The 24,203-nt window shown below is 58.4% G+C and carries 22 protein-coding genes and 1 pseudogene; 15 read left to right on the top strand and 8 right to left on the bottom strand.

Annotated elements, in window-relative coordinates:
* Positions 1 to 121: 121 nt before the first annotated feature.
* On the bottom strand, positions 122 to 1,945 hold the full coding sequence (malQ, locus tag ASF70_RS00600; RefSeq protein WP_062576550.1) for a 4-alpha-glucanotransferase: 1,824 nt from the start codon (positions 1,943 to 1,945) through the stop codon (positions 122 to 124).
* Between the two features lie 174 nt (positions 1,946 to 2,119).
* Entirely contained in the window at positions 2,120 to 2,521 is a 402-nt protein-coding gene (locus ASF70_RS00605) for an NUDIX hydrolase (RefSeq protein WP_062576551.1), read from the bottom strand.
* Between the two features lie 99 nt (positions 2,522 to 2,620).
* Here ASF70_RS00605 and ASF70_RS00610 point away from each other — a divergent pair, with 99 nt between their 5' ends.
* A complete protein-coding gene (locus ASF70_RS00610) occupies positions 2,621 to 3,352 on the top strand; it encodes an MOSC domain-containing protein (protein WP_062576553.1) in 732 nt (243 codons plus the stop codon).
* A gap of 4 nt (positions 3,353 to 3,356) precedes the next feature.
* Here ASF70_RS00610 and ASF70_RS00615 read toward each other — a convergent pair whose 3' ends face one another.
* Complete coding sequence (locus ASF70_RS00615; RefSeq protein ID WP_062576555.1) at positions 3,357 to 5,030, bottom strand: FAD/NAD(P)-binding protein; 1,674 nt, start codon at positions 5,028 to 5,030, stop codon at positions 3,357 to 3,359.
* 216 nt (positions 5,031 to 5,246) lie between these two features.
* Between ASF70_RS00615 and ASF70_RS00620 the strand changes: the two genes are divergently transcribed.
* From ASF70_RS00620 to ASF70_RS00635, 4 genes and pseudogenes are all read left to right on the top strand, one after another.
* The gene (locus tag ASF70_RS00620; protein WP_082471671.1) at positions 5,247 to 6,389 is read left to right on the top strand and encodes a glycosyltransferase family 4 protein; all 1,143 of its coding nucleotides are present in this window, start codon (positions 5,247 to 5,249) and stop codon (positions 6,387 to 6,389) included.
* Positions 6,390 to 6,460: 71 nt separating this feature from the next.
* Positions 6,461 to 7,603 (top strand): annotated as a pseudogene (locus ASF70_RS00625) (glycosyltransferase family 1 protein); the annotation flags it as partial.
* A gap of 76 nt (positions 7,604 to 7,679) precedes the next feature.
* Positions 7,680 to 10,913, top strand: a complete 3,234-nt coding sequence (locus ASF70_RS00630; RefSeq protein WP_062576557.1) for a glycosyltransferase — start codon at positions 7,680 to 7,682, stop codon at positions 10,911 to 10,913.
* Positions 10,910 to 13,147 (top strand): glycosyltransferase family 4 protein, encoded by a 2,238-nt coding sequence (locus tag ASF70_RS00635; RefSeq protein WP_062576559.1) that lies wholly within the window; start codon positions 10,910 to 10,912, stop codon positions 13,145 to 13,147. Before ASF70_RS00630 ends, ASF70_RS00635 begins: the two co-directional genes overlap by 4 nt.
* An 85-nt stretch (positions 13,148 to 13,232) precedes the next feature.
* Here ASF70_RS00635 and ASF70_RS00640 read toward each other — a convergent pair whose 3' ends face one another.
* Positions 13,233 to 13,880, bottom strand: coding sequence for a sugar transferase (locus tag ASF70_RS00640; protein WP_244473917.1), 648 nt, complete (start codon positions 13,878 to 13,880; stop codon positions 13,233 to 13,235).
* A 1,127-nt stretch (positions 13,881 to 15,007) separates the two neighbouring features.
* Between ASF70_RS00640 and ASF70_RS23825 the strand changes: the two genes are divergently transcribed.
* Positions 15,008 to 15,148 (top strand): hypothetical protein, encoded by a 141-nt coding sequence (locus ASF70_RS23825; RefSeq protein ID WP_156461709.1) that lies wholly within the window; start codon positions 15,008 to 15,010, stop codon positions 15,146 to 15,148.
* A 14-nt stretch (positions 15,149 to 15,162) separates the two neighbouring features.
* On the opposite strand, the gene ASF70_RS00650 is transcribed toward ASF70_RS23825, so the two are convergent.
* A complete protein-coding gene (locus ASF70_RS00650) occupies positions 15,163 to 15,828 on the bottom strand; it encodes a DUF6030 family protein (RefSeq protein ID WP_062576563.1) in 666 nt (221 codons plus the stop codon).
* A gap of 424 nt (positions 15,829 to 16,252) precedes the next feature.
* Positions 16,253 to 16,459 carry a hypothetical protein gene (locus tag ASF70_RS00655; protein ID WP_062576564.1) on the bottom strand — a complete coding sequence of 69 codons (207 nt, stop codon included), beginning with the start codon at positions 16,457 to 16,459 and terminating at the stop codon, positions 16,253 to 16,255.
* A 272-nt stretch (positions 16,460 to 16,731) separates the two neighbouring features.
* Here ASF70_RS00655 and ASF70_RS00660 point away from each other — a divergent pair, with 272 nt between their 5' ends.
* From ASF70_RS00660 to ASF70_RS00685, 6 genes are all read left to right on the top strand, one after another.
* The gene (locus ASF70_RS00660; RefSeq protein ID WP_062576843.1) at positions 16,732 to 17,505 is read left to right on the top strand and encodes an amino acid ABC transporter substrate-binding protein; all 774 of its coding nucleotides are present in this window, start codon (positions 16,732 to 16,734) and stop codon (positions 17,503 to 17,505) included.
* Positions 17,506 to 17,599: 94 nt separating this feature from the next.
* A complete protein-coding gene (locus ASF70_RS00665) occupies positions 17,600 to 18,280 on the top strand; it encodes an amino acid ABC transporter permease (protein WP_062458746.1) in 681 nt (226 codons plus the stop codon).
* On the top strand, positions 18,277 to 19,038 hold the full coding sequence (locus ASF70_RS00670) for an amino acid ABC transporter ATP-binding protein (RefSeq protein ID WP_062458743.1): 762 nt from the start codon (positions 18,277 to 18,279) through the stop codon (positions 19,036 to 19,038). Before ASF70_RS00665 ends, ASF70_RS00670 begins: the two co-directional genes overlap by 4 nt.
* A gap of 78 nt (positions 19,039 to 19,116) precedes the next feature.
* Positions 19,117 to 19,653 (top strand): hypothetical protein, encoded by a 537-nt coding sequence (locus ASF70_RS00675; protein ID WP_062576566.1) that lies wholly within the window; start codon positions 19,117 to 19,119, stop codon positions 19,651 to 19,653.
* Positions 19,654 to 19,835: 182 nt separating this feature from the next.
* Complete coding sequence (locus ASF70_RS00680) at positions 19,836 to 20,942, top strand: PAS domain-containing protein (RefSeq protein ID WP_062576568.1); 1,107 nt, start codon at positions 19,836 to 19,838, stop codon at positions 20,940 to 20,942.
* A gap of 11 nt (positions 20,943 to 20,953) precedes the next feature.
* On the top strand, positions 20,954 to 21,361 hold the full coding sequence (locus tag ASF70_RS00685) for a response regulator (protein WP_062458730.1): 408 nt from the start codon (positions 20,954 to 20,956) through the stop codon (positions 21,359 to 21,361).
* Between the two features lie 134 nt (positions 21,362 to 21,495).
* Here the strand turns inward: ASF70_RS00685 and ASF70_RS00690 are convergent, their stop codons facing one another.
* Both ASF70_RS00690 and ASF70_RS00695 read right to left on the bottom strand, forming a co-directional pair.
* Positions 21,496 to 21,900 carry a host attachment protein gene (locus ASF70_RS00690; protein WP_062576571.1) on the bottom strand — a complete coding sequence of 135 codons (405 nt, stop codon included), beginning with the start codon at positions 21,898 to 21,900 and terminating at the stop codon, positions 21,496 to 21,498.
* A gap of 199 nt (positions 21,901 to 22,099) precedes the next feature.
* The gene (locus tag ASF70_RS00695) at positions 22,100 to 22,435 is read right to left on the bottom strand and encodes a hypothetical protein (RefSeq protein ID WP_062458725.1); all 336 of its coding nucleotides are present in this window, start codon (positions 22,433 to 22,435) and stop codon (positions 22,100 to 22,102) included.
* Positions 22,436 to 22,711: 276 nt separating this feature from the next.
* Between ASF70_RS00695 and ASF70_RS24470 the strand changes: the two genes are divergently transcribed.
* The 3 genes from ASF70_RS24470 to ASF70_RS00710 all read left to right on the top strand — a co-directional run bounded on the left by ASF70_RS24470 (position 22,712) and on the right by ASF70_RS00710 (position 24,195).
* Positions 22,712 to 22,912 carry a hypothetical protein gene (locus ASF70_RS24470; RefSeq protein WP_062576573.1) on the top strand — a complete coding sequence of 67 codons (201 nt, stop codon included), beginning with the start codon at positions 22,712 to 22,714 and terminating at the stop codon, positions 22,910 to 22,912.
* A gap of 46 nt (positions 22,913 to 22,958) precedes the next feature.
* On the top strand, positions 22,959 to 23,840 hold the full coding sequence (locus ASF70_RS00705) for an MBL fold metallo-hydrolase (RefSeq protein WP_062576575.1): 882 nt from the start codon (positions 22,959 to 22,961) through the stop codon (positions 23,838 to 23,840).
* 145 nt (positions 23,841 to 23,985) lie between these two features.
* Positions 23,986 to 24,195, top strand: a complete 210-nt coding sequence (locus ASF70_RS00710) for a hypothetical protein (RefSeq protein ID WP_062576577.1) — start codon at positions 23,986 to 23,988, stop codon at positions 24,193 to 24,195.
* Positions 24,196 to 24,203 lie beyond the last annotated feature (8 nt).

Here is a 24,203-nt window from a genome sequence, read left to right on the forward strand (position 1 = left end):
TTCGGTTGTTCCTTTTGCCCCAACATTAGAGCCGGCAGACGAGCGGACGCAGGATTATCGCATCGGAAGCGCACCGGTCACCGAGTGACGGCGCGCCTCTATTGCTCCCAAGACCTAGCTTTTATTTTCGCCGCGCGGCCGCGACCTCACCCAGGATGTCATGCAGCTCCGGGAGTGCGTCGAGCTCTTCCAGCATGACGGACAGTTTCGGTTTCCAGTTCGGATAACTGTCGCTCGTGCCAGGGACGTTGGTGGGCTCCTTTTCGTCCGTGAGATCGGCGAGCCGTACAGCCATCAGGAGGGATGGGGTTCTGGCAACGAAGGCATGGGCAGTCGCCGCCAGATTTCTACGACTGGAGTGATCGACCGCTTCCGACCCCATAAGATCGGCCGCCCGGAATGCGGAAAGCACGTCGCGCCTTTCGCTCTTTCTCTCGCTCTTCTGCTGACGGGCAGCGTCTTCGGGCACGAGATCGTTCTTTTCCCGCATCATGACGTCAGCTGCCCGCCACCAGCCGGAAAACGTCTGGTGGTCATGGGTTGATACACATGCCAAGGCCAGCGCCGGATACTGGTCGGGCGGATGGAAGCCCTGCTTTCCCTGCTCGTAGGAGAGAATTCTGTAGGAGAGAATGTTGGCAGCCTCCAATTCTCCCTGCAGCCCTTGCGGCAGATTGCCGAGATCTTCTCCGATGACGAGGCAGCCATATCTGTTGGAGAGGTCCGCAAGCGTGTTGATCAACGCTTGTTGGGGGTAGCCGACATAGGCACCCTCTTCGGGGCTTTCTCCAGATGGCACAAGGAAAAGGCGCCGCAGAGCTGCTGCATGATCGATGCGAACCGCGCCCGCGTAGCGCATGACACCTTCCATCGTGGTCTCAAATGGGGACGGATTTCCCGAAGCGATCGCCGAAGGGTGAAACGCTGCAAGCTGCCAGTCCTGACCATAAACCGCCATGGGATCTGGCGGACTGCCGATGCTGGCACCTTCGACATAGGCTTGACGACTGCTCCAGGTGGCCGATCCGTCCAGTGCCTCGCCGACGGCGACGTCGAGATAGAGGCCGACGCGCATGCCTGCAGCCTTTGCACGAGCTGAAACCTCGGTGAGCTGCCCATGCGCCAGATACTGGAGCCACAGGTGGAAATCGACGCGATCGCCGTGCGTTTCCGCAAACAGCTTTACCGTCTCCGACTGCGGATCCTGATATTCTTGCGGCCACGCCTTCCAACCGACGCTGCCCCCAGATGCGACAAGGGTCTCCGAGATCGCCTCGAACAGGGCGTGCAACCTCAGTTCAGCGCCGCCTTCCCGGCAGAAATCCTGAAACGCGGGGTCCTCTCGGCGTTTTTCTGTCGTCCAGATTCTGTAGAGCACCTCGCGCTTGATCCGCGCGACATTCCCGTAGTCGACCAGTTCCGTTCGTTGCAACCGGGCAATATCTTCCTCCAGCTCAGGCGAGCTTGCGAAGCCGTCGATCCGATCGACAGCAATGTAGAGGGGATTGAGAAAACGCCGGTTGGAGGGTTCGTAAGGACTGCACCGTTCGGCAGCGGCCATGAACGGCGCATGGAGCGGATTGAGACCGACGAAATCGGCACCCCAGCCTGCGGCGAGATCGATGAAAGTGGACAGGTCGTCAAAATCGCCGATCCCCCAGTTTCGGCGCGATCTCAGTTCGTAAAGCTGCAGCGCCACGCCCCAGACCCGCTCGCCCTGCAGATCAGGAAGAAAGCACTGGGGTTGACCGGAAGCTTCGACCGAGGCGGTCTGATCCTGGTCGTTGTTTTGCGGGTACCGCTCCAGCGACGCGAGGATTTTCGCACGGCCGGCTGTCGAAACGGGCACGTCATTGCCCTGGGGTGAGGGTCTTTTGTTTTCGATATCGTAGGCCTCGGAGCTCTGGCCCCGATCGAGCATGGCGTCGTCAATATTCTGCTTCATTAGCCCACCTCGTCAATATTATACGGTCGGCAGGCAAAGCATGCAGCTTTCCTCCAACGTCGATTTCTGAGCCCAAACCGTCTGCGGGTTGAGGAAGTTCCCCGGCGCAATGCCGGGACTAGGAAAGAGTTTCTGCTCTGCGAGACGCATCACGCTGCAGCGGACGAAATTGCGCTAAGAGTCCTCCAGAATTTGCAGGATGACCGAGCGATACTCCGGCATGGCCAGTTCCATTGCCTCGAGGTCTTCCCGTCCAAACCAGCCCAATTCGGAATGCTCGGTGCCGAGCAGGGAAGCCTGTCCGCCTTTCCAGAGCGGTACCGCATAGGTGTGGAAGGGCGATTTCTGCTTTTCGTCACGGCTCTCGTACAATGTCGCGACCTTGTTGAAGGCAAGTGGCGTGAGCCCCACCTCTTCCTCGCATTCCCGCACCAGAGCCTCGTCCAGGCCCTCGCCTTTTTCGACATGACCGCCGACCAGATCCCACAAATTTGCCGACCACTTTCGGTGCAATGCGCGCCGGACAAGCAGGATCTTTCCATTTTCGACAAAACCTGCGCATACGATCTTTGCCATTGTTTCTCCTCTGTCCTGTCGAAGCGTTCGCAGGCATTGAGGGAACCACCTGTGGCAAATTCAGTTCCCTGCCCTTGAGACGCATTGACGAGGGAATGAATGGCACCGCCGCAATTTGGAACTATCGAAGAGATCTGGCGCTACCCGGTAAGCTCGCTTGGTGGCGAGCGTTTGACCTCCGTCGAGCTGGGAACGGACGGAATTGAGGGCGATCGTTCATGGTGCGTTGCTGATGCGCAGTCCGGCCATCCGGCGGCGCCCGAGAAAGAATCTCGCTGGAAACCGGCACTTTTCCTCCACTCGAGATCAGGTCGAGACCGGCCTGAAATCGGATTTCCGGATGGGGAGTGGCTGCGTGTCGGAGAGAGAGATACCGATGCGAAGCTGACCCTCTATTTCGGCTTCGAGGTCGAAACGCGTCCCTATGCCGCGACCGGCGATGCACAGACGGCCGTCAACCGTTATGAAGTGAGCCCGGTCCATCTCGTGACGACCAACTCCCTTCGACACTTGTCCACGATCGTCGGAACCGACGATATCGACAGCCGCCGGTTTCGCCCCAACGTCGTGCTGCGAACGCCTGCGGCCGAGGGCTTTGAGGAGAAGTCATGGCTTGGATGCAGGTTGCAGATGGGAGGAGCGACCATCCACATCTGCGAAGAAGCCAAGCGGTGCGGAATGACGCTGATCGCGCAACCCGGGCTTCCCGAAAACCCCGACGTGCTTCGCTCGCTGTTGCGACAAAACAAGCGAAACTTCGGCATCTACGGCGATGTCGAGATATCCGGGAAGCTGACATTGGGTGACCCGGTCGAGATCGTGACGGGCTGACGCCTTAAGCTTGCGCGATGATCAGAGGCGGCGCGTTCGATTTCAGGATCGCTTTCGAAATCACCTCGCCGATATCGCGTGCGCTGGTGATTCCCTGCACGAACGGAAGTTTGTGCAGCAGAAAAGCGATCGAACCGCAGTAGAGGTTGTTCGAGAGATTGTCTTCGAACACCAGCCGGAAATCGTCGTCGAGATCTATCCCTCCTGTCCGGACGATCTCCTGCTCGGCGCCATCAAGAGAAAACGCAGCCTTTGTTGCCGCTTTTCGAACGACACCCTGGCCAACGAGCGTCGGGAACGGAATGTCGCGGGCCGACAGCTCGTGCTGTCCTGTGGCGTCGATGAAAGCCTCAAACCGAAGCTCCCGTCCTTCCGTGCGAACTACAGCGCCCCGCTCCACGCTCTTGTTGTCGATCTCGCTGTTATTTCCGAGTGCCACGATCTCAAGCTTGCCGGTGCGATGGAGAGCGAGCAATCGGCGGATCGATTCATGCGGAACCGTCGCGTAGTCATCGATGAAGACGGTCTTGAAGTGCTTGTGGAACCGCGTGAGGTCATCAGCGTCCAGATGCGGTATCGCCTTCGCAATCACCTCATGCATCCGCAGGATGGCATAGCGCCATTCCACCGTCTGCTTCAGCTTCTTGTTCAGATCCGCTTCGGCGAGGTTGCGAGCAGCCCAGGCAAACGGGTCGTTGGTTTCCCGAGCGCGGAAATAGGCAGGCGCGATCGTCTCAACGGTCAGAAGCGACAGGCCGATGCTTGCTGCATAATCCGGATCGCAGGCCACCAGCTCCTGCTTGAACAGGTCGAAGATCGCATCCAGAGGATCGAGCTTCCGCGTGGCGATCGCGTTTTCGATCGCCGCTTCGGTACAGAATGTCAGCGGGCGGTACGGGATCTCGCAGTAGAAGTCGGCTTCTGGCAGCACCCCCTTGCGCGACATCATCGTTGCGCGGAAGACTTCGGTTCCCGGCAGGGGCTCGTATTGAAGATCACCCTGCCCATCGAGCATGAAGGCACCATGCGCAGTCGAGACGGTGATCAGCGCATCGATGCCGCTCAGCGACGTGCCCAGAATGCCGAGATTGCATGGAGGGATGGTTTTGAGAAGCGGTGCCGGCCAGGGCGAGATGAAGTATCCGGGCCGCACCTCGGTGGTCTCCGGCCAGTCGTGGCCCGTTGCCATCACCACGTGATCGAAACCGAATTCCGCCGGTTCGTCGTCCAAGGCTTTTACGCTCAACCGGATATCGTCTGCGCGCAGCTCGATATCGACGACACGATGCCGCGCCTTGAGGTGGATGGCGTGGCCGTTGGCGGTGGCGGCATTCAGAAGCTGCTGAAACTGCGCGTGCAGGAACTCTCCTAGAACCACGCGCGGATAAAACTCCCGCTCGCTGATGGCATCGCGTTCGACGCCGAGATGCTGCAACTCCATATCCGTCTGACGGCGAAGCCACTCGGTCAACGTTTCGCAGATTGGCGGCAGCTCGATGCTGGCAATGTTGGAGAGCATCGCCGCATCGTTGAGATCGGGGCGATAGGGGGTTCCCTTGCCGGGTTCCGCGTCGCTTTCGAAGATGGTGATCTCAAGCGGTTCAGACTTCCCGATGAGGCCCTTCAGCGTGTAGATGCCGGTCGGACCGGATCCGATGATTGCAACTCTCAAAGCCATATGCCCGATCTATCCTTGCAGGAACCAGAAAGTCTGGAGACTGCGCCAACAAGTCTGATGCCTCGAGGTTCCGTCACGACGCAATGATCGCCGCTCCACGTCAGAATTAAGGTGCGGCTGTATGTCTGCCTGACAGTGGAACCGTTCCCATTTCCGGAAGTTGGTGACGTCGAACATCGCCATCCCGTTCTTCAGTGTCAATGATTAGAGACGTGTATGAGACCACGGCGTATTGTCGTCATCAGTGATTTTCAGGATGGAAGCTGGAGCGACGAGGATCTCCCGTCCCATCGAAGCTTTGAAACGCTATGGTCATCAGGTTCACGCGGATCTCCTCCCCTGTCCATTCCGGATACGAACGACGTGGTTGTCGACGGCGGCTATATCGAGCGGCTTCCACTCGCAGCCCTCAAGGACGGGCTGGTCGATTGCTCGGAAATCTGGACGCATTGGCGCGGCGGTGATCCTCCGCCAGAGTGGCGTTCCGGCAATCCGTCGCTGGTGCGCCGTTCATTCCGGATGAACGGTCCGGAGGCTCCCTTTGCCTCGAACGACATGCTCGGGCATATCGAGGCGTTCGGCGCTCCCGACATACTGTGTGTCTGGGGACTTGGGGTGAGCGAGGAGATCATGCTTGCCTGCCGCGACAGCTTTAAGATCTACAACTCCATCGACGCCCCGGCACTTCGCGTGCCGTTCGAGGTCAGCCGTCATTTCGATCTCGTGATCACGGGAGCGGAGTGGCAGTCGGAGGTTGTTCGCGCCCGTCATCCTGACATGCGCACAGTCGTGATGCCGATCGGACCGGAATTCGCATCCGATATGACCTTCCGGCCGATGAACTTGCCGAAGGTCTATGACGTGATCTATGTGGCCGCCGCCCAGCCCTACAAGCGCCACGACATCCTTTTCGAAGCGCTGGGTAAGCTACCGCGGTCGCTCCGGACCCTTTGCGTCTTTGGTTACGGAGAACTCGTACCGGAGTTGAGGCGCCATGCGGACGCGCTGGGCATCAATGTCGATTTCATTGAGCCGCCGGGAATACCCTTCGACGACGTCAACCGGTTGATGAACCAGTCACGGATCGGCGTCGTCTGCGGCGTCGACGACGGAGCACCTGCCATTCTCACCGAATATATGCTGGCCGGCATTCCCGTCCTCGCCAACAGCGCGCTTCGGTGCGGATTACAATACATTATGCCGGAGACGGGCCGAATGGCTTCGGAGCAGGACTTTCACGACGGTATCCGGGATCTGCTCGGGCTCGCCGACGGGATGAAACCACGCGAGACAGTGCTGGAAAACTGGACGTGGCAGCATAGCATCAGCCGCCTGCGAGATTTGATGAACGACAGGTAACAGAAATATGATGAGCGTCCGGAACTTTGCTGTCCAGGCTTTGTTTGGCGGCATCTGTTTCGAGGTGCTTGATGAACGTTCTGAATTCCTTCCCGCAAACGCCTGATGCCTCCCTGCCTATCGATACGCCGCTCATCTGCTTCTCGCATCTGCGCTGGGACTTTGTCCTGCAGCGGCCGCAGCACCTAATGCAGCGCTTCTCTCAGGATCGTCAGGTCTTCTTTTTCGAGGAATTCATTCCAACCGATCATCATCTTGCCTACCTGGAAATTCACCCATTCGCCGATACGTCCGTCAAGGCGATCCGGCCAAGAGTTCCGCATTGGTGGAGCGAAGCCGAGCGGGATCGGGCGCTTAGCCGCCTGCTCGACGATCTCATCCTGCTTCACGGTGGGCGGCGGCCGATACTCTGGTTCTACACGCCGATGATGTATTCTTTCGCGCAGCATGTGGACGCGGCGGCGGTTGTCTACGACTGCATGGACGAGCTGGCCAACTTCAAGTTTGCGCCGCCCCAGCTGAAGGATATGGAAAACGCGCTGATGGCGCGCGCGGACGCGGTCTTTACCGGCGGGGTGAGCCTCTACGAGGCAAAGCGCGATCTGCATGACAACATCCATGCCTTCCCATCCAGTGTCGATTCGCACCATTTCCGCGCAGCACGAAACTCGGTTGCCGATCCAAGCGATCAGGCAAAGATCTCTCACCCACGGTTAGGCTTCTACGGCGTCATCGACGAACGCCTCGATCTCGACCTGATCCGCGCAGCGGCTGCAGCGCGACCGGACTACTCCTTCGTTTTTCTCGGTCCGATCGCCAAGATATCGCCGTCCGATCTGCCTCGCGCGGCCAATATTCACTACCTCGGGCACAAGTCCTATGCCGACCTGCCGTCCTATCTGGCGGGTTGGGATGCGGCGCTCATGCCGTTTGCGCTCAACGAGGCAACCCGTTTCATCAGCCCCACCAAGACGCCTGAATATCTGGCGGCAGGGCGACCGGTCGTCAGCACGAAGATTGCAGACGTCGTTCGTACCTACGGTGATACGCCGGGCGTGTTTTTTGCCGACGATGCCGACAGCTTTGTCAGCGGATGCGATGCCGCGCTTGCCATTGCCCGCGCCGATACGTCCTGGCTCGAAGCGGTTGACAAGATGCTCGCGCGCTCGTCCTGGGATGCCACGTTCAAGAGCATGGCGATGATCGTCGACCAGACGGCTGTAGATCCTCCATTGCCATCTGCGCTGCTCGGCAAAAACGACATTCTGGTGCATTCCGAGCGTGACTAGGATGCCGCGGATAGTCCTTGCGACGGATAGCCTGGACCCATCGGGCATGGGCGAGCATATGCTTGCCCTGGCGCGCGGGCTGTGCGGGCAGGCTGATGTGTTCATTGCGCTGTTGTCGGAAGACCGGGCAGGATTGCTCCCGCGCGCTGCCCGTCTCGGCCTCGGCATCAAACTTGCGGATGGCGTCGATGACTTTGCTCAATGGCTGTCCAGCAGCAATGTCGACCTCCTCCATGTCCATGCGGGGATCGGATGGGAGGGGCACGCGCTGGTCGAGGCCGCGAACCGAGCCGGTATCCCGGTCATTCGCACGGAGCATCTTCCTTATCTCCTCACCGACCGCGACCAGCAGGACGAGTATCAGCGACGCACGCGGGATGTCGCCCATCACGTCGTGGTTTCGGAAGCCTCCCGGGACAGTTTTCGCGGGCACATTGCGCCCGACCGACTGACGGTTATCCGCAACGGTATCTTCGTGCCGCAGCAGACGGCAACAGGCGACGCACTTCGTCGCGACCTCGATGTGCGTGACGAGATCGTGCTCGTGACCATTGCACGGTTGACCGCGCAGAAGGATCACAAGACCCTCCTCGAAGCCATGCCGCAGATTCTGGAGGCGCACCCCTCCTTGTGCCTTCTTCTGGTCGGATCCGGCGAGGAACGCGTGAGGCTCGGGGCTTTAGCGGATGCGCTCGGCATCTCCGACCGCATTCGATTCACCGGACATCGCCCGGATGTCGCCAACATCATCGCTCTTGGCGACCTCTTCGTTCTGCCATCGCTGTTCGAAGGCCTGCCGCTTGCGGTGCTCGAGGCGATGTCGCTCGGCTGCCCGGTCGTTGCCACCCGGATCGGCGGCACCGTCGAGGCGCTCGGGGAGGACCACCCACTTTTCTCCACACCCGGCAGTTCCGCTTCAATGGCCTCTGTCGTCATCGCGGCGCTTTCGGATCGGCAGAGACTTGCGCATGTCATCGAGGCTGCGCGCGTCCGCTTCGACAATCACTTTTCCGCACATCGCATGGCGAGGGAAACGAGAGCGGTCTACGACCGGTTCATTTCCCAGCCTGCCAATCTCATGCAAAAGGACCTATCCATGCAGAAGACACGCCTCGCCTTTATCGGCGTTGGAGGTATCGCGCACCGCCATCTCGATGTCATCTCCGGCTTCGACGATGTGGAACTCGTCGGGTTCGCGGATCCGGATATTGGCCGCGCCGATCAGGCCGCAGCGCGCTTCGGAGCGAAATCCTTCGCCCACCACCGCGACATGCTGGACGCCGTCCGCCCCGATGCCGTCTATGTCTGCGTGCCGCCGTTTGCGCACGGGGAACCGGAGCGGGACCTAATCGAGCGCGGCATTCCTTTCTTCGTCGAAAAGCCGGTTTCGCTTGACATCGAGACGGCCGAAGAGATCTCGGCTGCCGTGACGGCGAAGGGTCTCGTGACCGGCGTCGGCTACCACTGGCGCTACCTCGACATCGTCGATGAGGCCCGCAATCTCCTCAAGGACAATCCCGCCCAGCTTCTGTCCGGCTACTGGCTGGATAGCACGCCTCCGCCGCAGTGGTGGTGGAAGCAGGACAAGTCCGGCGGACAGATGGTGGAGCAGGCGACCCATCTTCTCGACCTTGCGCGTTTTCTTGTTGGTGAGGTGACCGAGGTTTACGGACGTGCCGGTCACACGGACAGGCCCGAATTTCCGGGCCTCGACGTGCCGACCGTGACGACGGCCACTCTGACATTCGAAACCGGCGTCGTCGCAAACGTTGCCTCCACCTGCCTTCTCGGCTGGAGCCATCGCGTCGGGCTTCACATCTTCGCAGACCGTCTCGCGATCGAGCTTACCGACCGCGACATCATGGTGGATGTCGGCCGAGGCCGGCCGGTCCGTGGCGCAGACGGCGATCCCGTGTGGCGCGAAGACCGCGACTTCATCGATGCCGTTCGCGGCGGGGAAAACCGGATCCGCTGCCCCTATTCTGAAGCCCTTGCAACGCACCGGCTGGCGCTGGCTGTCGTTGCCTCTGTGCAGGAAGGCAAGCCGGTTTCGATCGCGCCGCCAGAGATGCGCCAGCCCGAGCCTTTGCCCCTGCAATTCCAGCCTCGGCCGGAAGCTCCTCAGCCGGGATTGGCACCGGGGCACCGGATCATCCGCTCACTTGGCGTCGAGGCCCCCGGGCGGTCCTATTTCTTCGAATACGAGGAAGGCCCTCCCGGCGATGGCCAGGTTCGGCTCGACACGATCTACACCGGTCTTTCCGCAGGGACCGAACTGACGTTCCTCAAAAACACCAACCCCTATTTCCGCTCGCGCTTTGATGGCGAGCGCGGGGTGTTTATTGAGAACGAACCGGACCTGCACTATCCGGTCCCGTTCCTTGGCTACATGGAAGTTGCCAGGGTCTCAGAGTCGCGCACAGGCGGTTTTGCGCAAGGCGAGGTGGTCTCATCCGCCTACGGCCATAAATCGGGCCACACGGCCAACCCGTTCCACGATCTGCTGGTGCCGTTGCCGGCCGAAATAGATCCCGTGCTCGGCGTCCTCGTCGCCCAGATGGGGCCGATTGCCGCAAACGGCATTCTGCATGCCGATGCCGAAGCCTATGGGGCTCACGTGCCCTTCCTCGGTGCGGGCGTGAAGGATCGCCCGGTTATCGTGATCGGCGCCGGCACAGTGGGGCTGATGACTGCCCTGTTTGCGAAATCCCTGGGTGCATCCGAGGTTATCGTGACTGACCCATCAGAGTTCCGCCGTCAAAAAGCGGAAGCGATGGGCCTTCAGGCCATGACCGAGGAGCACGCGTGGCAGCATGCCAAGGCCCGCTGGCATGATGGCGCGATGGGACGCGGTGCAGATCTGGTGTTCCAGACACGTGCGTATTCAGGCAGCCTCAACACGGCGCTGAAAGCCTTGCGGCCGCAGGGCACGGTAATCGACCTTGCCTTCTACCAGGGCGGCGCTGATCAGTTGCGGTTGGGCGAAGAGTTCCACCACAACGGCCTCAACATCCGTTGCGCGCAGATCAACCGGGTTCCGCGTGGACTTGGTGCGCTCTGGAACCGCGGCCGGCTCGCCCGCGCAACGGTCGATCTTCTCCGGACGCATGGCGACATCATCCGCGAGCAGATGATCACCCACGTCATTCCGATGGACGACGCGCCGGCCTTCCTGACGGACCTGATCGAAAACCGTCCGGAATTCCTGCAGGTTGTCTTCAAGGTGGGCGAATGACACCTGAACCTCAGCCTGTACGGATTCTGTTCGTCTTCGCGTGGTTGGTGGTCGGCGGCGAGGAGACCGAAGTGCGGCTCCTCGCGGCAAACCTCGACCCAAAGCTTTACCGGATCGACGTTGTTGCCTGCTTCCGCAAGCCCGGAATGCCGGAGCAGACCCACGAGCAACTGCGGGCGCTCGGGGTCGATGTCGATACGACGCCTTACGATCTGTCCTTCGAGGACACGGTTGGCTATCTGGCCGGCAAGGTTCCTGGATACGACATCGTCGTTTCCAGCCAGAACGTTGCCGACATCTATCCGGCACTCGAACGGCTTCATCTCCGCCCCCCGCTGATCGAGCATGGCGGTCTTGTTTCGGAGGCGGAAGCTGGCCCGAAACACCTCACGAGCCGGTATGTCGGCGTCTGCCGCTCCATCCGCGACGCGGCTGCGTCAAGAATGCCCGGCCGCGAGCAGCACGCGCTCGAGATACCCTCGATGGTCGATCTCTCCGAGTTCAATTCGGCGAACCGCTCGGTCATGCGGTCAAAGCTTGGGTTCCGGGACGAGCAGGTTGTCATCGGCTGGGTCGGTCGGCTGGATCCGAAAAAGAATGTCGAAGACTTCATCCATGCCGCCGCACTGGTCGTCAGAGACAATGCGCATGCGCAGTTCGTCATTGTCGGCGGACCCGATGCTTTCATGCCGGACTATGCCGATCACTTGAAGGATCTCACCCGCCGGCTGGGCTTGGCAGACAGGGTCAGGTTTTTAGGCGATCGCAAGGATGTGGCCGAGCTTCTGTCGGCGTTCGATATATTTGTCTGGCTGTCGCGCGGCGAAGGCATGCCGCATGTCATTGCCGAGGCAGGTGCCGCCGCCCTGCCCGTCATCGCAACACCTGACAACGGCGCCCAGCAGCAGATCGACGACCAGGTCTCCGGCCTCTTCGTGCCCTATAACGATCCGGCCGCCGTCGCTGACAAGATCCGCTTACTTGCGGGCGACGAAGGTTTCCGCCGTTCTCTCGGACAAGCGTTGCGGCGCAAGGTCGAGGCGAGCTACTCGATCGAGGCCGTGTTGCCGCAGTGGACACAGCTTTTCAGCGACGTCCTTGCGGAGAAATCGCCGCAGGGGCCGACCGGCATCTTCAAATCGTTTCTGATGGGCGGTTTCGAATGCTCGACGCATCGACTACGTCCCGCTGACGGCGAAACAACCGGTCGACGCCTGGATATGATTGCGGCAATCGAGCACGATCGCTTTGCGGAGCAGGATTATCGTCAGCTTGCAGGACTTGGAATCCGTACGGTCCGCGATGGTTTTCGCTGGCATCTGATCGAAAAGTCCGGGACCTATGACTGGTCGAGCGTATTGCCGATGATCGAAGCCGCGCAGAAAACCGGCACGCAGGTCATCTGGGACCTCTTACACTACGGATGGCCTGACGATCTCGATATCTGGTCGCCGCAATTCGTCGATCGGTTTGCAGCCTTCGCCGGCGCCTGCGCACGGTTGGTTCGCGACAACACAAGCGAAGTGCCGTTCTACTGCCCCGTCAACGAAATCTCATTCTTCTCGTGGGGCGGCGGAGATGCCGCCTATCTCAACCCGTTCGCGCGTGGTCGAGGATTCGAGCTCAAGGTTCAGCTTGCCCGGGCCGCAATCGCTGCCATGGAGGAAATCCTCTCGGTCGACCCCCGCGCGCGCTTCGTTCACTGCGATCCGGTTATCAATGTCGTGGCGGACCAATCGAGACCTTTCGAGTCAGGCGTTGCTGAAGGTCACAGGCAGTCGCAGTTCCAGGGATGGGACCTCATCGCCGGCCGCATGTGGCCGCAGATCGGCGGTCAGGAGCGGTTTCTCGATATCATTGGCGTCAACTACTATTTCAACAACCAATGGATCCATGGCGGGCCGCCGATCGACATCGGTCATCCCAGCTACAAGCCGCTGAGCAGGATCCTTGCCGAAACCTACGCGCGTTATGGCAAGCCGATTTTGATTGCAGAAACCGGCATCGAGGACGAGCGGCGTGGGCCTTGGTACCGTTATGTCTCGGATCAGGCAAAACGTGCCATGCAGTCCGGTGTCCCGTTCGAGGGGATTTGCCTTTACCCGATCGCCAATCATCCGGGATGGGACGACGGACGGGCTTGTCAAAACGGATTGCTAGCAAGCAGCGTGTCTGTCGGTGGGCGAGCGGTAGATCCCGGACTGTCGTCGGCGATCCAAGGCAGCGTTGGTTGAGACCCAACCGCCGAAATATCAAACAAGCGACGGCGGCACCAGTGTGCCGCCGTTTGCTATTGGATCGGTTCGAAGAACGGTTGGCTTAGAAGCCCTTGCCATTCGTCAGTTCCATCCTGATGGTTTGGAGGATGATGTAGACGTCAAGCCAGATCGAGAAATTTGCAACATAATAGAGATCGCAGGCGATGCGAGCCCGGGCTTTCGAAGCACGATCCGTTGGCCCCCGCAGGCCGCGCATTTGCGCCAGCCCGGTAAGACCAGGCCGCATGCTGTGTCGCTGGTGATAATCCGGAACGAGTTCCTCATAGGTAACGCCGGCCGCAAGCATGCCGACGGCGTGGCATCTCGGACCGACAAGAGACATGTCCCCTTTGAGCACGTTGATGAGTTGCGGAAGTTCGTCGATATTGGATTTGCGAATGAATTGGCCGACCCGTGTAATCCGGGGATCGTTCCGAGTTGTCTGTGCGACGCCAGACACATCTCCCCGGTCGGTAAACATCGATCTGAACTTATAGATTTTAATCTTGCGACCGTCCTTCCCCCATCGGATCTGGGAAAACAGCGGTGACCCTCTGCTCTCCGCACGGATGATCGCGCATATCAGGACGAACAGGGGAAGAAGCGTAACCAGGGCAATCAGGGATATCAGCACGTCGACTGCGCGCTTGGCCGCAAATTCCCAAGCCGCAGGCTGATCACTATATGTAAGCTTATAATTATCATTCACCGAACTACCGGCGAGGTACTCACTAGCATCCAATTGTACCACCAGCTCCACAGCACTCAAGGGAACCATCCAATATACGAGAGTTAATATATGATCGTCTTATCAATACTCCATATCTCGATTCTAAACACGAGTCAGCCCGGAACTTAATAAATGGTTAAATATAAAACAAGCAATATTGCTTTATTATTACATATGAAATTAGATTTTATACGTAGATTCGCAGCAACGCGCGGCGAAACCCTCCGGTTCGTTCGAGAGAACCGTGATATTTTGCGGTCGACGACTTGAGAGATCGATCAAATTATGCGCTGCACAGTTTTAGCTATCATTGCCGCAATAATTTCGTTTCCCGCACAGTATGCACATACCGAGATGTGCGTTGCGTCCAAGCAGAAATCCCCGGGCGCATGAGCGACGGTTCGGGGAACGCTGTAAAAAAAGGGAACGGGTATACTTACCAAACGGGTAAGACGATCGGGTCCAAGATCGACAACGGCAAGATCTGCCTGCGATTTCCGAACGGACAGAAAGATTGCGTAAGCGTCGAAACTGACGGCAAGCGCACTGAAATGATCACCAGAAAAGGTGATCGCTCCGACCTCCGATCAGGCTCTTGCCGCAGCACTCCAGAACTAGGGTCACATCACTCGCCAATAGCGACGATCCATTCGGCGTGATGTTATTTGCGTCTTGCGTTTTAACCTGAAAAATATACTAGATATAGACGCAAAGTACGGGTGATTAGAGAGGTTGAGATGGCCGCTTTACACGTAATTTCGAAGCTAACTATTGCGACATTACTCCTCGCAGCTTCGCTCGGGGCGTCGGCATACGCGGCGGACATCATTCAGCGGTCGAGGTATAACGAGACGCAAACGAACACACATCTTGTCCGCTCGAGCTACGTCACAGAGGAATGCGAACTGCTTGAGATCACCTACCGAGAACCGCGCCAGATCGAAATCGTCAGGGTCTGTTACCCGCCGATTTTCTGAGCGCGAAGTTTCTCGGCGAGCGTTTTCATGGTCGATCGGCGGGCGCTACAGTTCGCTTCAATTTGACCGATCACACTAACTGTATTCGAACTATTGTGCGGTACATATTCCTCATCTTGTGAGGGAAAAATGTCGCGTCGTTTCAGAAATCTGTCATTTGCTTTCGGTGTCTCCATTGCTCTCTGGGCTGTCATCATCCAGGGTATCAGCCAGATTGCCGAGCACATCGGCACGCCTCACGACACGACTGTCACGGCAAGTATCAAGTAGATATGAAACGCAACTCAGTTTGTGACTTGCTGAGCAGGGGCTTTCGGAAGCGGATACGTTCCAACGAGATTGTATCGACTTTCATCCAGCATTTCCCGCTTATATGAAATGGTTGCCGCCGCAATCTCTCTGCGAAAATCCTGCCCTCGCGCCAAGGCGTCTCCGAGCGAAATGGACAGATACGCATCGAGATCGAGCAAGCGTGCTGCAATTGCGGACGCCTGATAGGCGAGCGCTTTCCGTTCGGACAAAGTTCCGAAGCTTATTTTCAGCCGGAATGTCGCGTTCCCTGCAGCCTCCCTACCCCGGATCTGGACGAATATCGATGACTGACGTCCCAAATCCGCTCCCGTCACGAGATAGCTGCATTCCCATTTGGCGCCACCGTCTTCGCGGGTAAACACAGGCTCCACCTCGGCAAGGGCTGAAAGAGTAGCGCACTGCTCGTCAGCACGTATCGGGGCGCGGCCCTTCAAGAGGCGGGCTTTCTTTGCAAAGACCACCGACACCCCCATGCCTTCCTGCGCGGCAGACTGTGCATTGACAAAGGGCACGCTCAGGTTCGCAACGCTGCTTTGCTGGAAACCCAGCCGCAGCAACAAAAGCTTGAGGCGGGTGTGATCATTGGACAGGAGAAGGCTTGCACCGATTGCGCTTGAGAAAGCGGCGAACAGGAGCATGAAGACGACGAGACCTCCCGGCCCCCGATGCCTTCCCCCTTCCGCAAACCGCCTATCGTTGTAATATCTGCTCAAGCCAAGAAAACCTCGTGAGCTCTGCAAAAAACAGGAAAGGTACTTTAGGAAATAAAAACTGAGAACAATCTGGCATGCATTAGAAATGCGCGAACCCGACTTTCTTATTTACAAAAATGGCAATATCGATCGTTTTATTATTCCAATAATACGTTGGCACTGACCCGAGCGCATGCACTAACGGAAAGCATAATATCTCGCTACCGCAGTGCACGCTAGAGGCGTTTTATTATTCAGCTGCTACTAAACGAAGAATGATTCGAGCCTAGACGTGGGCCATCACAGCCTCCGGCCAAAATCCGTTGGCAAGGGCTTTGATACGGTTCGAAGGCTCCAGATGTTCAGACGCCTAGTCCGCCTTATCGTCTGAACTCACCGGCTTGCTGGTTGGCGGCGAAACACCTCCGCCGTGATCGGCCGACCACGTCTGCGGCGAGCTGTTATGAGGCTTTGAATCGCCGGCGGTTTGCTCCCGCTCCTGGCTATGCTCACCCTGCGTGCTCTCTTCCGCCTGTGGCTCCTCATTGCCGGTTTCGTCGCGTTTTTCGTCGGTCATGATGTTGCTCCTGTTCGGCGAAACAACAGCTAGAGAACGCAAGGGTTCCGCCCGGGTCTTCCGGGACAACAGATTGCGGCACAATGGCGTCTTGCCGGAGATCCTGCGCAAAGGCTGTGTCATGGTTGCGTCGGGTCATGCGCGAACAAAAATGAGCAAAATAATCTCATTTGCCTGTTTTATTTGCTCGATCCTCTCCTCCAACAGCACAGGTTTTCCTAGATAACACCGCATCGAAAGGCCATCAGGCCTGATGCCCGAAAGGAATGACCATGAACTGGCTGAAATCCATCGCTGCTGCCGCCCTGCTGCAGGCCGTTGCCATCACCCCATCTGTCGCTGGCGGAAACCTCGACCAGATCAAGGCCGCCGGCGTGATCAAGATCGGGACGGAAGGCACCTATGCGCCCTTCACTTTCCACGACAGCGCCAACAAGCTGACCGGCTTCGACGTCGAGATCGGCGAGGCTGTCGCCAACAAGCTTGGCGTGAAGGCAGAATTCATCGAAGGCAAGTGGGATGGCCTCATCGCTGGCATCGATGCCAAACGCTATGATGCCGTCATCAATCAGGTCGGCATCACCGAAGCCCGCAAGCAGAAATATGCCTTCTCCGACCCCTATATCGCGTCCAAGGCCGTGCTGATCGTTCGCAGCAATGATGAGGAGATCAAAGGGTTCGAGAGCCTCAAGGGCAAGAAGTCGGCACAGTCGCTGACCAGTAACTTCGGCAAGCTGGCCGAGGCGTCTGGAGCAGAGCTCGTCGGCACCGACGGCTTTGACCAGTCGATCCAGCTGGTTCTGACCCGCCGCGCCGATGCGACGATCAACGACAGTCTCTCCTTCCTCGATTTCAAGAAGAAGCAGCCTCAGGCTCCCGTGAAGATCGTTGCCGAAAAGGCGGATGCGGATTTCTCTGGCATCATCGTTCGCAAGGGCGACGACGAGCTGGTTTCAGCCATCAACAAGGCGCTCGCCGACATCAAGGCGGACGGAACCTACAAGACGATTTCTGACAAGTATTTCGGTCAGGACGTCTCGAAGTAAGAACGGACTGTTCCGTTCTTGAAACTGCGCCATATGTATTGAGATCAGAGCGCTCGGCGACCATCGCCGGGCGTCATATGTTTTGAGGTTCGCCGTGCCGCACTGGCTTCAATTGATGATCGATTCGTTGCCGACACTTCTGTGGGCCGGCGTGAAATTTACGATCCCGCTGACACTCCTTTCCTTTGTGCTGGGCCTATCGCTGGGGCTTGTCACCGCGGTCGCACGGTTGTTCGGGCCGTGGCCGGTTTCAGCAATCGCTCGCTTCTATGTATGGATCATTCGCGGTACGCCACTCCTTGTGCAGCTCTTCGTGATCTTCTACGGCCTGCCGAGTGTGGGAATTCTGCTTGATGCCTTTACGGCGGCCCTGATCGGCTTCACGCTTAATGTCGGTGCCTACACGTCGGAAATCATCCGTGCAGCCATCTCCTCCGTCCCCAAGGGTCAGTGGGAAGCCGCCTATTCCACCGGCATGAACTGGCGCCAGGCGATGCGGCGCACGATCCTGCCGCAGGCAAGCCGGGTATCCGTGCCGCCTCTGTCAAACACGTTCATATCGCTGGTCAAGGATACCTCGCTTGCCGCGGCAATCACCGTGCCCGAACTTTTCCAGTCCGCGCAGCGTATCGTTGCCACGACGTATGAGCCGCTCATCCTCTATATCGAGGCCGCCATCATCTATCTCGCTTTGAGCTCCATCCTGTCTCACCTGCAGTCCCGGCTCGAATTTCGCTTTGCCCGATACGGCGGCATGCTGGAGGCCAACCGATGATCGAACTGTCGCATATCGAAAAGCGTTTCGGCGATGCCGTAATTCTGAAGGATATCTCTCTCAGCTTTCCGGAGGGCAGCGTTTCGGCTCTGGTCGGACCGTCGGGCGGCGGCAAGAGTACCTTGCTCCGCTGCATCAACCTCCTGGAGCAACCGACCGCCGGAAGCGTCCGCATCGGCGCTGAGAGCGTCGACTTTGCACCCGGCCGCAAGGCGCCGTGGCAATCCATTCAGAAAGTGCGCAGCCAGACGGGAATGGTGTTTCAGAACTTCCAGCTTTTCCCACATCGCACGGCCATCGAAAACGTTATGGAAGGGCTGCTTGTCGTCCAGAAATGGTCCCGCGAAAAAGCCAGGGCGCGCGCCATGGAATTGCTGACGAAAGTCGGCATGGAACACAAGGCCGATGCCTGGCCCGCCAATCTCTCAGGCGGCCAGCAGCAGCGTGTGGCAATTGCGCGGGCGCTCGCGCCCTCGCCGAAGGTTCTTTTGTGCGACGAACCGACTTCGGCGCTTGACCCGGAGCTTTCCGCCGAGGTCGTCGACGTGCTCGGCACCCTTGCCAAAGAGGGCACGACCATGGTGATGGCGACGCACGATTTGCGACTTGCCTCGCAGGTTGCCAATCTCGTTGTCTTTCTCGAGGCGGGGCAGGTCGTCGAGATCGGCAGCGCCGAACAGGTCTTTCGCAACCCTGTCCACGAACGCACACGTCAGTTCGTGTCGTCGATCAACGCCGCGCAGACCTTCTCGGCGTAGCCATTCCGGTGCTGCACGCCACTGCTGAAACCGCGTGCGGCCGTTGTTTGCATATTCAAAGACTGGGGTTGCCGAGCGATGACACAGACACGACCGCCACTCGATCCCCTCACCCAGGCGACGGTCACGATCGCCTGGGTGATCGTATTCAACAAGCCATTCTATCCCGTCTATGTCTGGTATCTCGTCGGCAATGGCGTGGCTGCGTCATGCGCTACCTTGCTTGCCGCCCCCCTGTTTCTCGCGATCCCTTTCATTGCTCGCCAATCACCTTTGATGGCGCGGTTGGCGTTGCCAATCGTCGGCACGCTCGACACGTTGTTCGAGACAAAACTGTTCGGGCATGGTTCGGGGACGGCGCTTTTCTTTGGTGCCTGCTTCATGCTTTCCGCACTGTCCTTTTTTGCCCAGGAGAAGTGGTGGCAGCGCAGCATGGCGGCCTTTGTCTTCGCTGTGTTTCTATTCTCGCAGTATCTTCTCGGTCCACCATTGCGGGTCTGGAGCGATCCTGACCTTGCCATCCTGCTCAGGCTCAACATCTTCTCGGTCGCATGCCTGATGGCCTTTATCGCCATACGTTATGCCGGTCTTGAGACGAGACGTGAGCGCCAATAACCTTTGGTGATCCCGCGACTGCACAGTGCCTAATCTCCGCAACATCTCGAAACACGGAAATTTCAGGTTTTTCCCAGAGAATGGAGCGGATTGCTGACGACCGTCAATTTTAACAGGATGTCGGAACCTGTCCGCGGTTAAAGCATTATTTTTCGCAACGCTTATGAGGGGCGACGGACTTTATGGCTGTGGAAAAAGATGTTCGCGGCGCACAAGACGCAGGCGACCGGCTAATCGCCGCCCACGCATCGGGAGATCCGTTCGCAGCAGCTTTCAAAGCAACACGCATGCCGATGATCATCACCGATCCACGCCAGGTCGATAACCCGATCATCTTTTCCAATCGGGCATTCTCGAAGTTAACCGGGTACTCGGCGCAGGAACTTGTTGGGCGCAACTGCCGGCTCTTACAGGGGCCGCAAACTGATCCTGCGGCTGTTGCCAAAATTCGGGAAGCGGTGTCGCAAGAGCGGGATCTTGCGATCGACATTCTCAACTACCGGCGCGACGGCACGACCTTCTGGAATGCTCTCTTCGTCAGCCCGGTTCGGAACGAAGATGGGCAAGTCATCTACTTCTTCGCGTCTCAGTTGGACTTTACCAACATCAAGAGCAAAGAGGCAGAACTAGCGGCGGCTCGGCATATCGCGGAAGAGGAAGTCGCAAGGCGGACAGCGGACCTGACGGACGCGCTGACAACAAAGACCGCGCTCGTTCACGAAGTCGACCACCGCGTCAAAAACAATCTCCTGACCATCGCCTCTATCGTCAAGCTCCAGGCGCGGATGGCGGAGGACGAGGTGGCAAAGAGGACCCTGTTTTCCGTCCTCAGCCGCGTCGAAGCGCTGAGCACTGTTCACCGTAAGCTTCTGAATGACGATGATGTCGGCCATTTCGATGTTGCAGAGTTCGCAGGCGACCTGATCGTCGATGTGGTCGGTGCGCTTAGACGATCTGACATTGTGATGACAACCGACCTGCACGAAGTCATCGTCCCGGCTGACAAGGCATCACCTCTCGCTCTTATCTTGAACGAGCTGATCGGTGATGTCGTTCGACGCGGCTTGAGCGATGGCGGCGGCGAAATTCACCTGGAAGTGAGACGCCTGAACGGACACTTCTTGGTAAGGGTCGTCGACACGGTCACCCCCGTTGTCTTTGACCAGCGCGAACACGACTTCGGCAGACTGATGCTGGAGACCTGTGCCAGGCAGCTGGGCGCTGAAATCGAACGGAAAACGGATGGCAAGCGCACAGAAGTGAGCGTTACCCTGATGGTCAATGAGTAAGGAACAGAATTTTGCGCGTGATGATCGTGGAAGACGAGGCGCTGCTGGCGCTCGAACTTGAAACTGAGGTCGAGGCTGCGGGTCACGATGTTGTCGGCCAGGCGGCTTCAAGCTCGACCGCATACGAACTTGCTGAAAAGACTGCGCCTGACTTCGCTTTCGTCGACATCCAACTTCTTGATGGTCCGACAGGGATCGACGTCGGAAAATTCCTTGCTTCGAAAAACGTCCCTTACATATTTGTTTCAGGAAATTTGAAGCGGATCCCGGACGATTTTGCAGGCGCGCTCGGCGCAATCGAGAAGCCGTACACGATGAACGGACTGCAGAACGCTTTGGATTATCTAGCGCTACGGGTCGAAGGTGGGGAAGTACCGAGCCCCCCTCCTGGCCTAATCCTGGCCTCCGAGGTCGCCTGACTGTTTAGAAGCATGGGCGCCGCCCTGTCTAACAGTGTCCATCTATCCGCAGACATCGGATACTGATGGCCTTCACTTCTCGAAAGTAGGGCCCCGCTGCTGCAGGGCCTCCACTTCCGGTGCCGGTGTAGCGATCAGGCTGCAGCCAGCGCCTTTTCGATATCCTGGATCGAATGGCCCGTAAGGTCCTTGTCGAGTTCGCCAATCAGAACGTCAGACAGCGACTTGTGGTAGCTCTTGCGCATTTCGCCGAGTGTGCGGGGAGCCGCCACGACAACAAGATTTTTGATCTTTCCATCCAGCACATGCTTGTTCAGCATGTCGGCAATGCCGTTGCTGAAACCGTCTTCGTCCTGCTGGCTGTCATCCGGGTTTGCGGAGCTGCTGGAATGGCGCGCACCGGAAGCGATTTTCGAGCTGTCGATGTCCGTGGCCGGCATCGCTCTCAGCTTGACGTTTGCTGCGTCACCTTCATTCTTGAAAAGGCTGAGCTTTTCGCCATCGGCAACGGCAACGATCGTGTTCTGTGGTAGCTGCATAAGGGTCTCCATAGTCAGCACCGCCTGCTTCCTTCGAGGAACCAGCCGGTGCATGTTTCGAGGCCTACAGTAATCCCGCAGCGGCGGATCGGTTCCGAGCAAATGACGTGGATAGCGCTGAGTTAGCTGATCCCTGACACCCGCCGTACCTCGCCGAACTGTCGCAAATCCGGCACCGGCTGCGACGCGGCTCCGTCGGCTACTGCGCGGTAAAAAACGTCAGAAGCACTTTTCCTTTTTCGCCCAGAAGGCAGACGAAACGATCAGGCTTACCGGTTTCGCCGCCGCGTGCGATATAGGCATCGCCCATGACGACGGTCTTCACCGCGACATTCTCGACTTTGGTATCCGCGGAGCTCACGGCCAGGGTTTCCATGTCGAGCACCAGGTCGGTGATGGCGGACGATTTTTCCTGCAGCGCCAGCAAGCCGGTCGACTGGCATGCCTGGGCTGCCTCGTCGTTGTTCGTCTGCGCGTAGGTTGCTCCGGCGGTGAGGCAAAGAGCGGCAAAGGCGGTCACGGAAAGTCGTTTCATAAGGGCCCCCAAGAAAAGTCGGCATTGACTGCGACCTCGAATGCATTTGACCTCGATTTGTTCCCTTCGATCCTGAGGCTAAGCCGCGCCGATTGTGGCACGACAGGATACGCATGGCGTGGTGGCCTTATCGATTTCCTGCGCCGATCAAGCACTCGGCTGCCGCTCGGTCATGATTAGGCGTTTGAGCGTGTACCTGTTAGACCTTTGCCAACGGATCGACCGTCATGACATCGCGCTGACCGTCGTGTCAGCTTTCAAGAAAGAGAGATCGATATGGGTTGGAAAACGCCAAAGGTCGAATACGTGAACGGTTACAAGATCGTCGAGGTCGATGGGCCATCCTTCAAGGTGTACGAAGGCGATCGCCAGCTGGGCGATGACTTCCCTTATTCCGGCGAGGCTGCGGCTCTCGCGAATTCTTTGCCGAAGCTGGATATGCCGAAACCTAGTCATGGGTTGCCCTCGTTCCGCTGACGGCGGGCCATCGCCTTTTCAAGTGATGCATCGCAAGGGATTGGCGATGGATATTTCGGTTCGGCTCACGACTTACCCTGGCCTCGATGATCGGATTGTCATCGTGAGGGCTGGCGACGAGGTCGATGCCGTCTTCGTGCGGACCGATCGGTTCAATGTCCTTGTCGATACGCTTGGCACCCCATCCCTGTGTCGGGAGGCGCTGGCACTGCTCGACGACCAGATGGGCGATCGGCCTCTGTTGGTTATCAACTCCCATATGGACTGGGACCACTTTTGGGGCAATTCCGGGCTTGGCGATCGCATACCGATCATCGCGCACGCCAGGGCGCTGGAGCGGCTGAACGATCCCGCTGCACGAGATAAGCTTGTCGAAAAACAGCGCGACGCACGATTTCGGGATGTCGAGATTGTTGCCCCCAATCTATGCTTCGCTGGCGAGAGCATGATCCTGGATGGCGGCGATCTGGTCCTCGAATTGCTTCACACGCCCGGACATACGCCCGATCATGTCGCGGTCTGGATCCCTTCCATCCAAACCTGTCTTGCGGTCGATGCCGTCGAGTGGCCGATCCCCGAGGTCTGGAGCAAGGATCCTCACGATCTCAAGGCGCTTTGCTGCTCGTTGAAAACAATCCGTGATCTTGATGCCCGCCACGTCGTTCTAGCTCACGGCCAGACCTCCGCACCGTCGATCGTCGAAGCGAACCTTGCTTACTTTTCACGACTGCACGACCGCGTCGCCGCTCTTGACGGCTCCGCGTTGGCCAACGCTGATCTCGACCAGAAAGACGGCTTGCGCCTGCGGGACTTCGTGAGCCTGCCAGAGGATATGCCGGGCGAGACGGCAGCATTTTACGAACGCTGCCATCGGTCCAACCTTTATGCGACAGCGGAAGCCCGGAAGGCCGGTGTCGCTTATATCTGAACCGTTCGTCCTCCGGCACGCGTGTTTGCTCGAACCGGACGGAGCGAGAGCACAATCTTCGTTCCCCTTTTGCGAGTATCAGGCTGAGCCTCACGGAACTCCTGCTCTTGCTACCTGTTGGATAGGACAGAAAAGGAGCACTGAAATGAGTAAACCGGAAGACGATGCAAAGGGTCAGTACGCCCCGTCCCAGGCCGATCGCAAGGCGACAGGGGTTCACAGCGCAAAGCCGACAGTCGTGACGGGCTCTGAAGACGCGACCGTTCACCGCGATGCGCCGGGAAAGAAATCCGACAAAGATTTCGATCTCAACTATGACCCCAAGGACATGAACGAAGGCAGTTTCCGCGGCTGAAGCACAGC

The sequence above is a fragment of the Rhizobium sp. Leaf321 genome (assembly GCF_001423215.1).
Lineage (GTDB): Bacteria > Pseudomonadota > Alphaproteobacteria > Rhizobiales > Rhizobiaceae > Neorhizobium > Neorhizobium soli.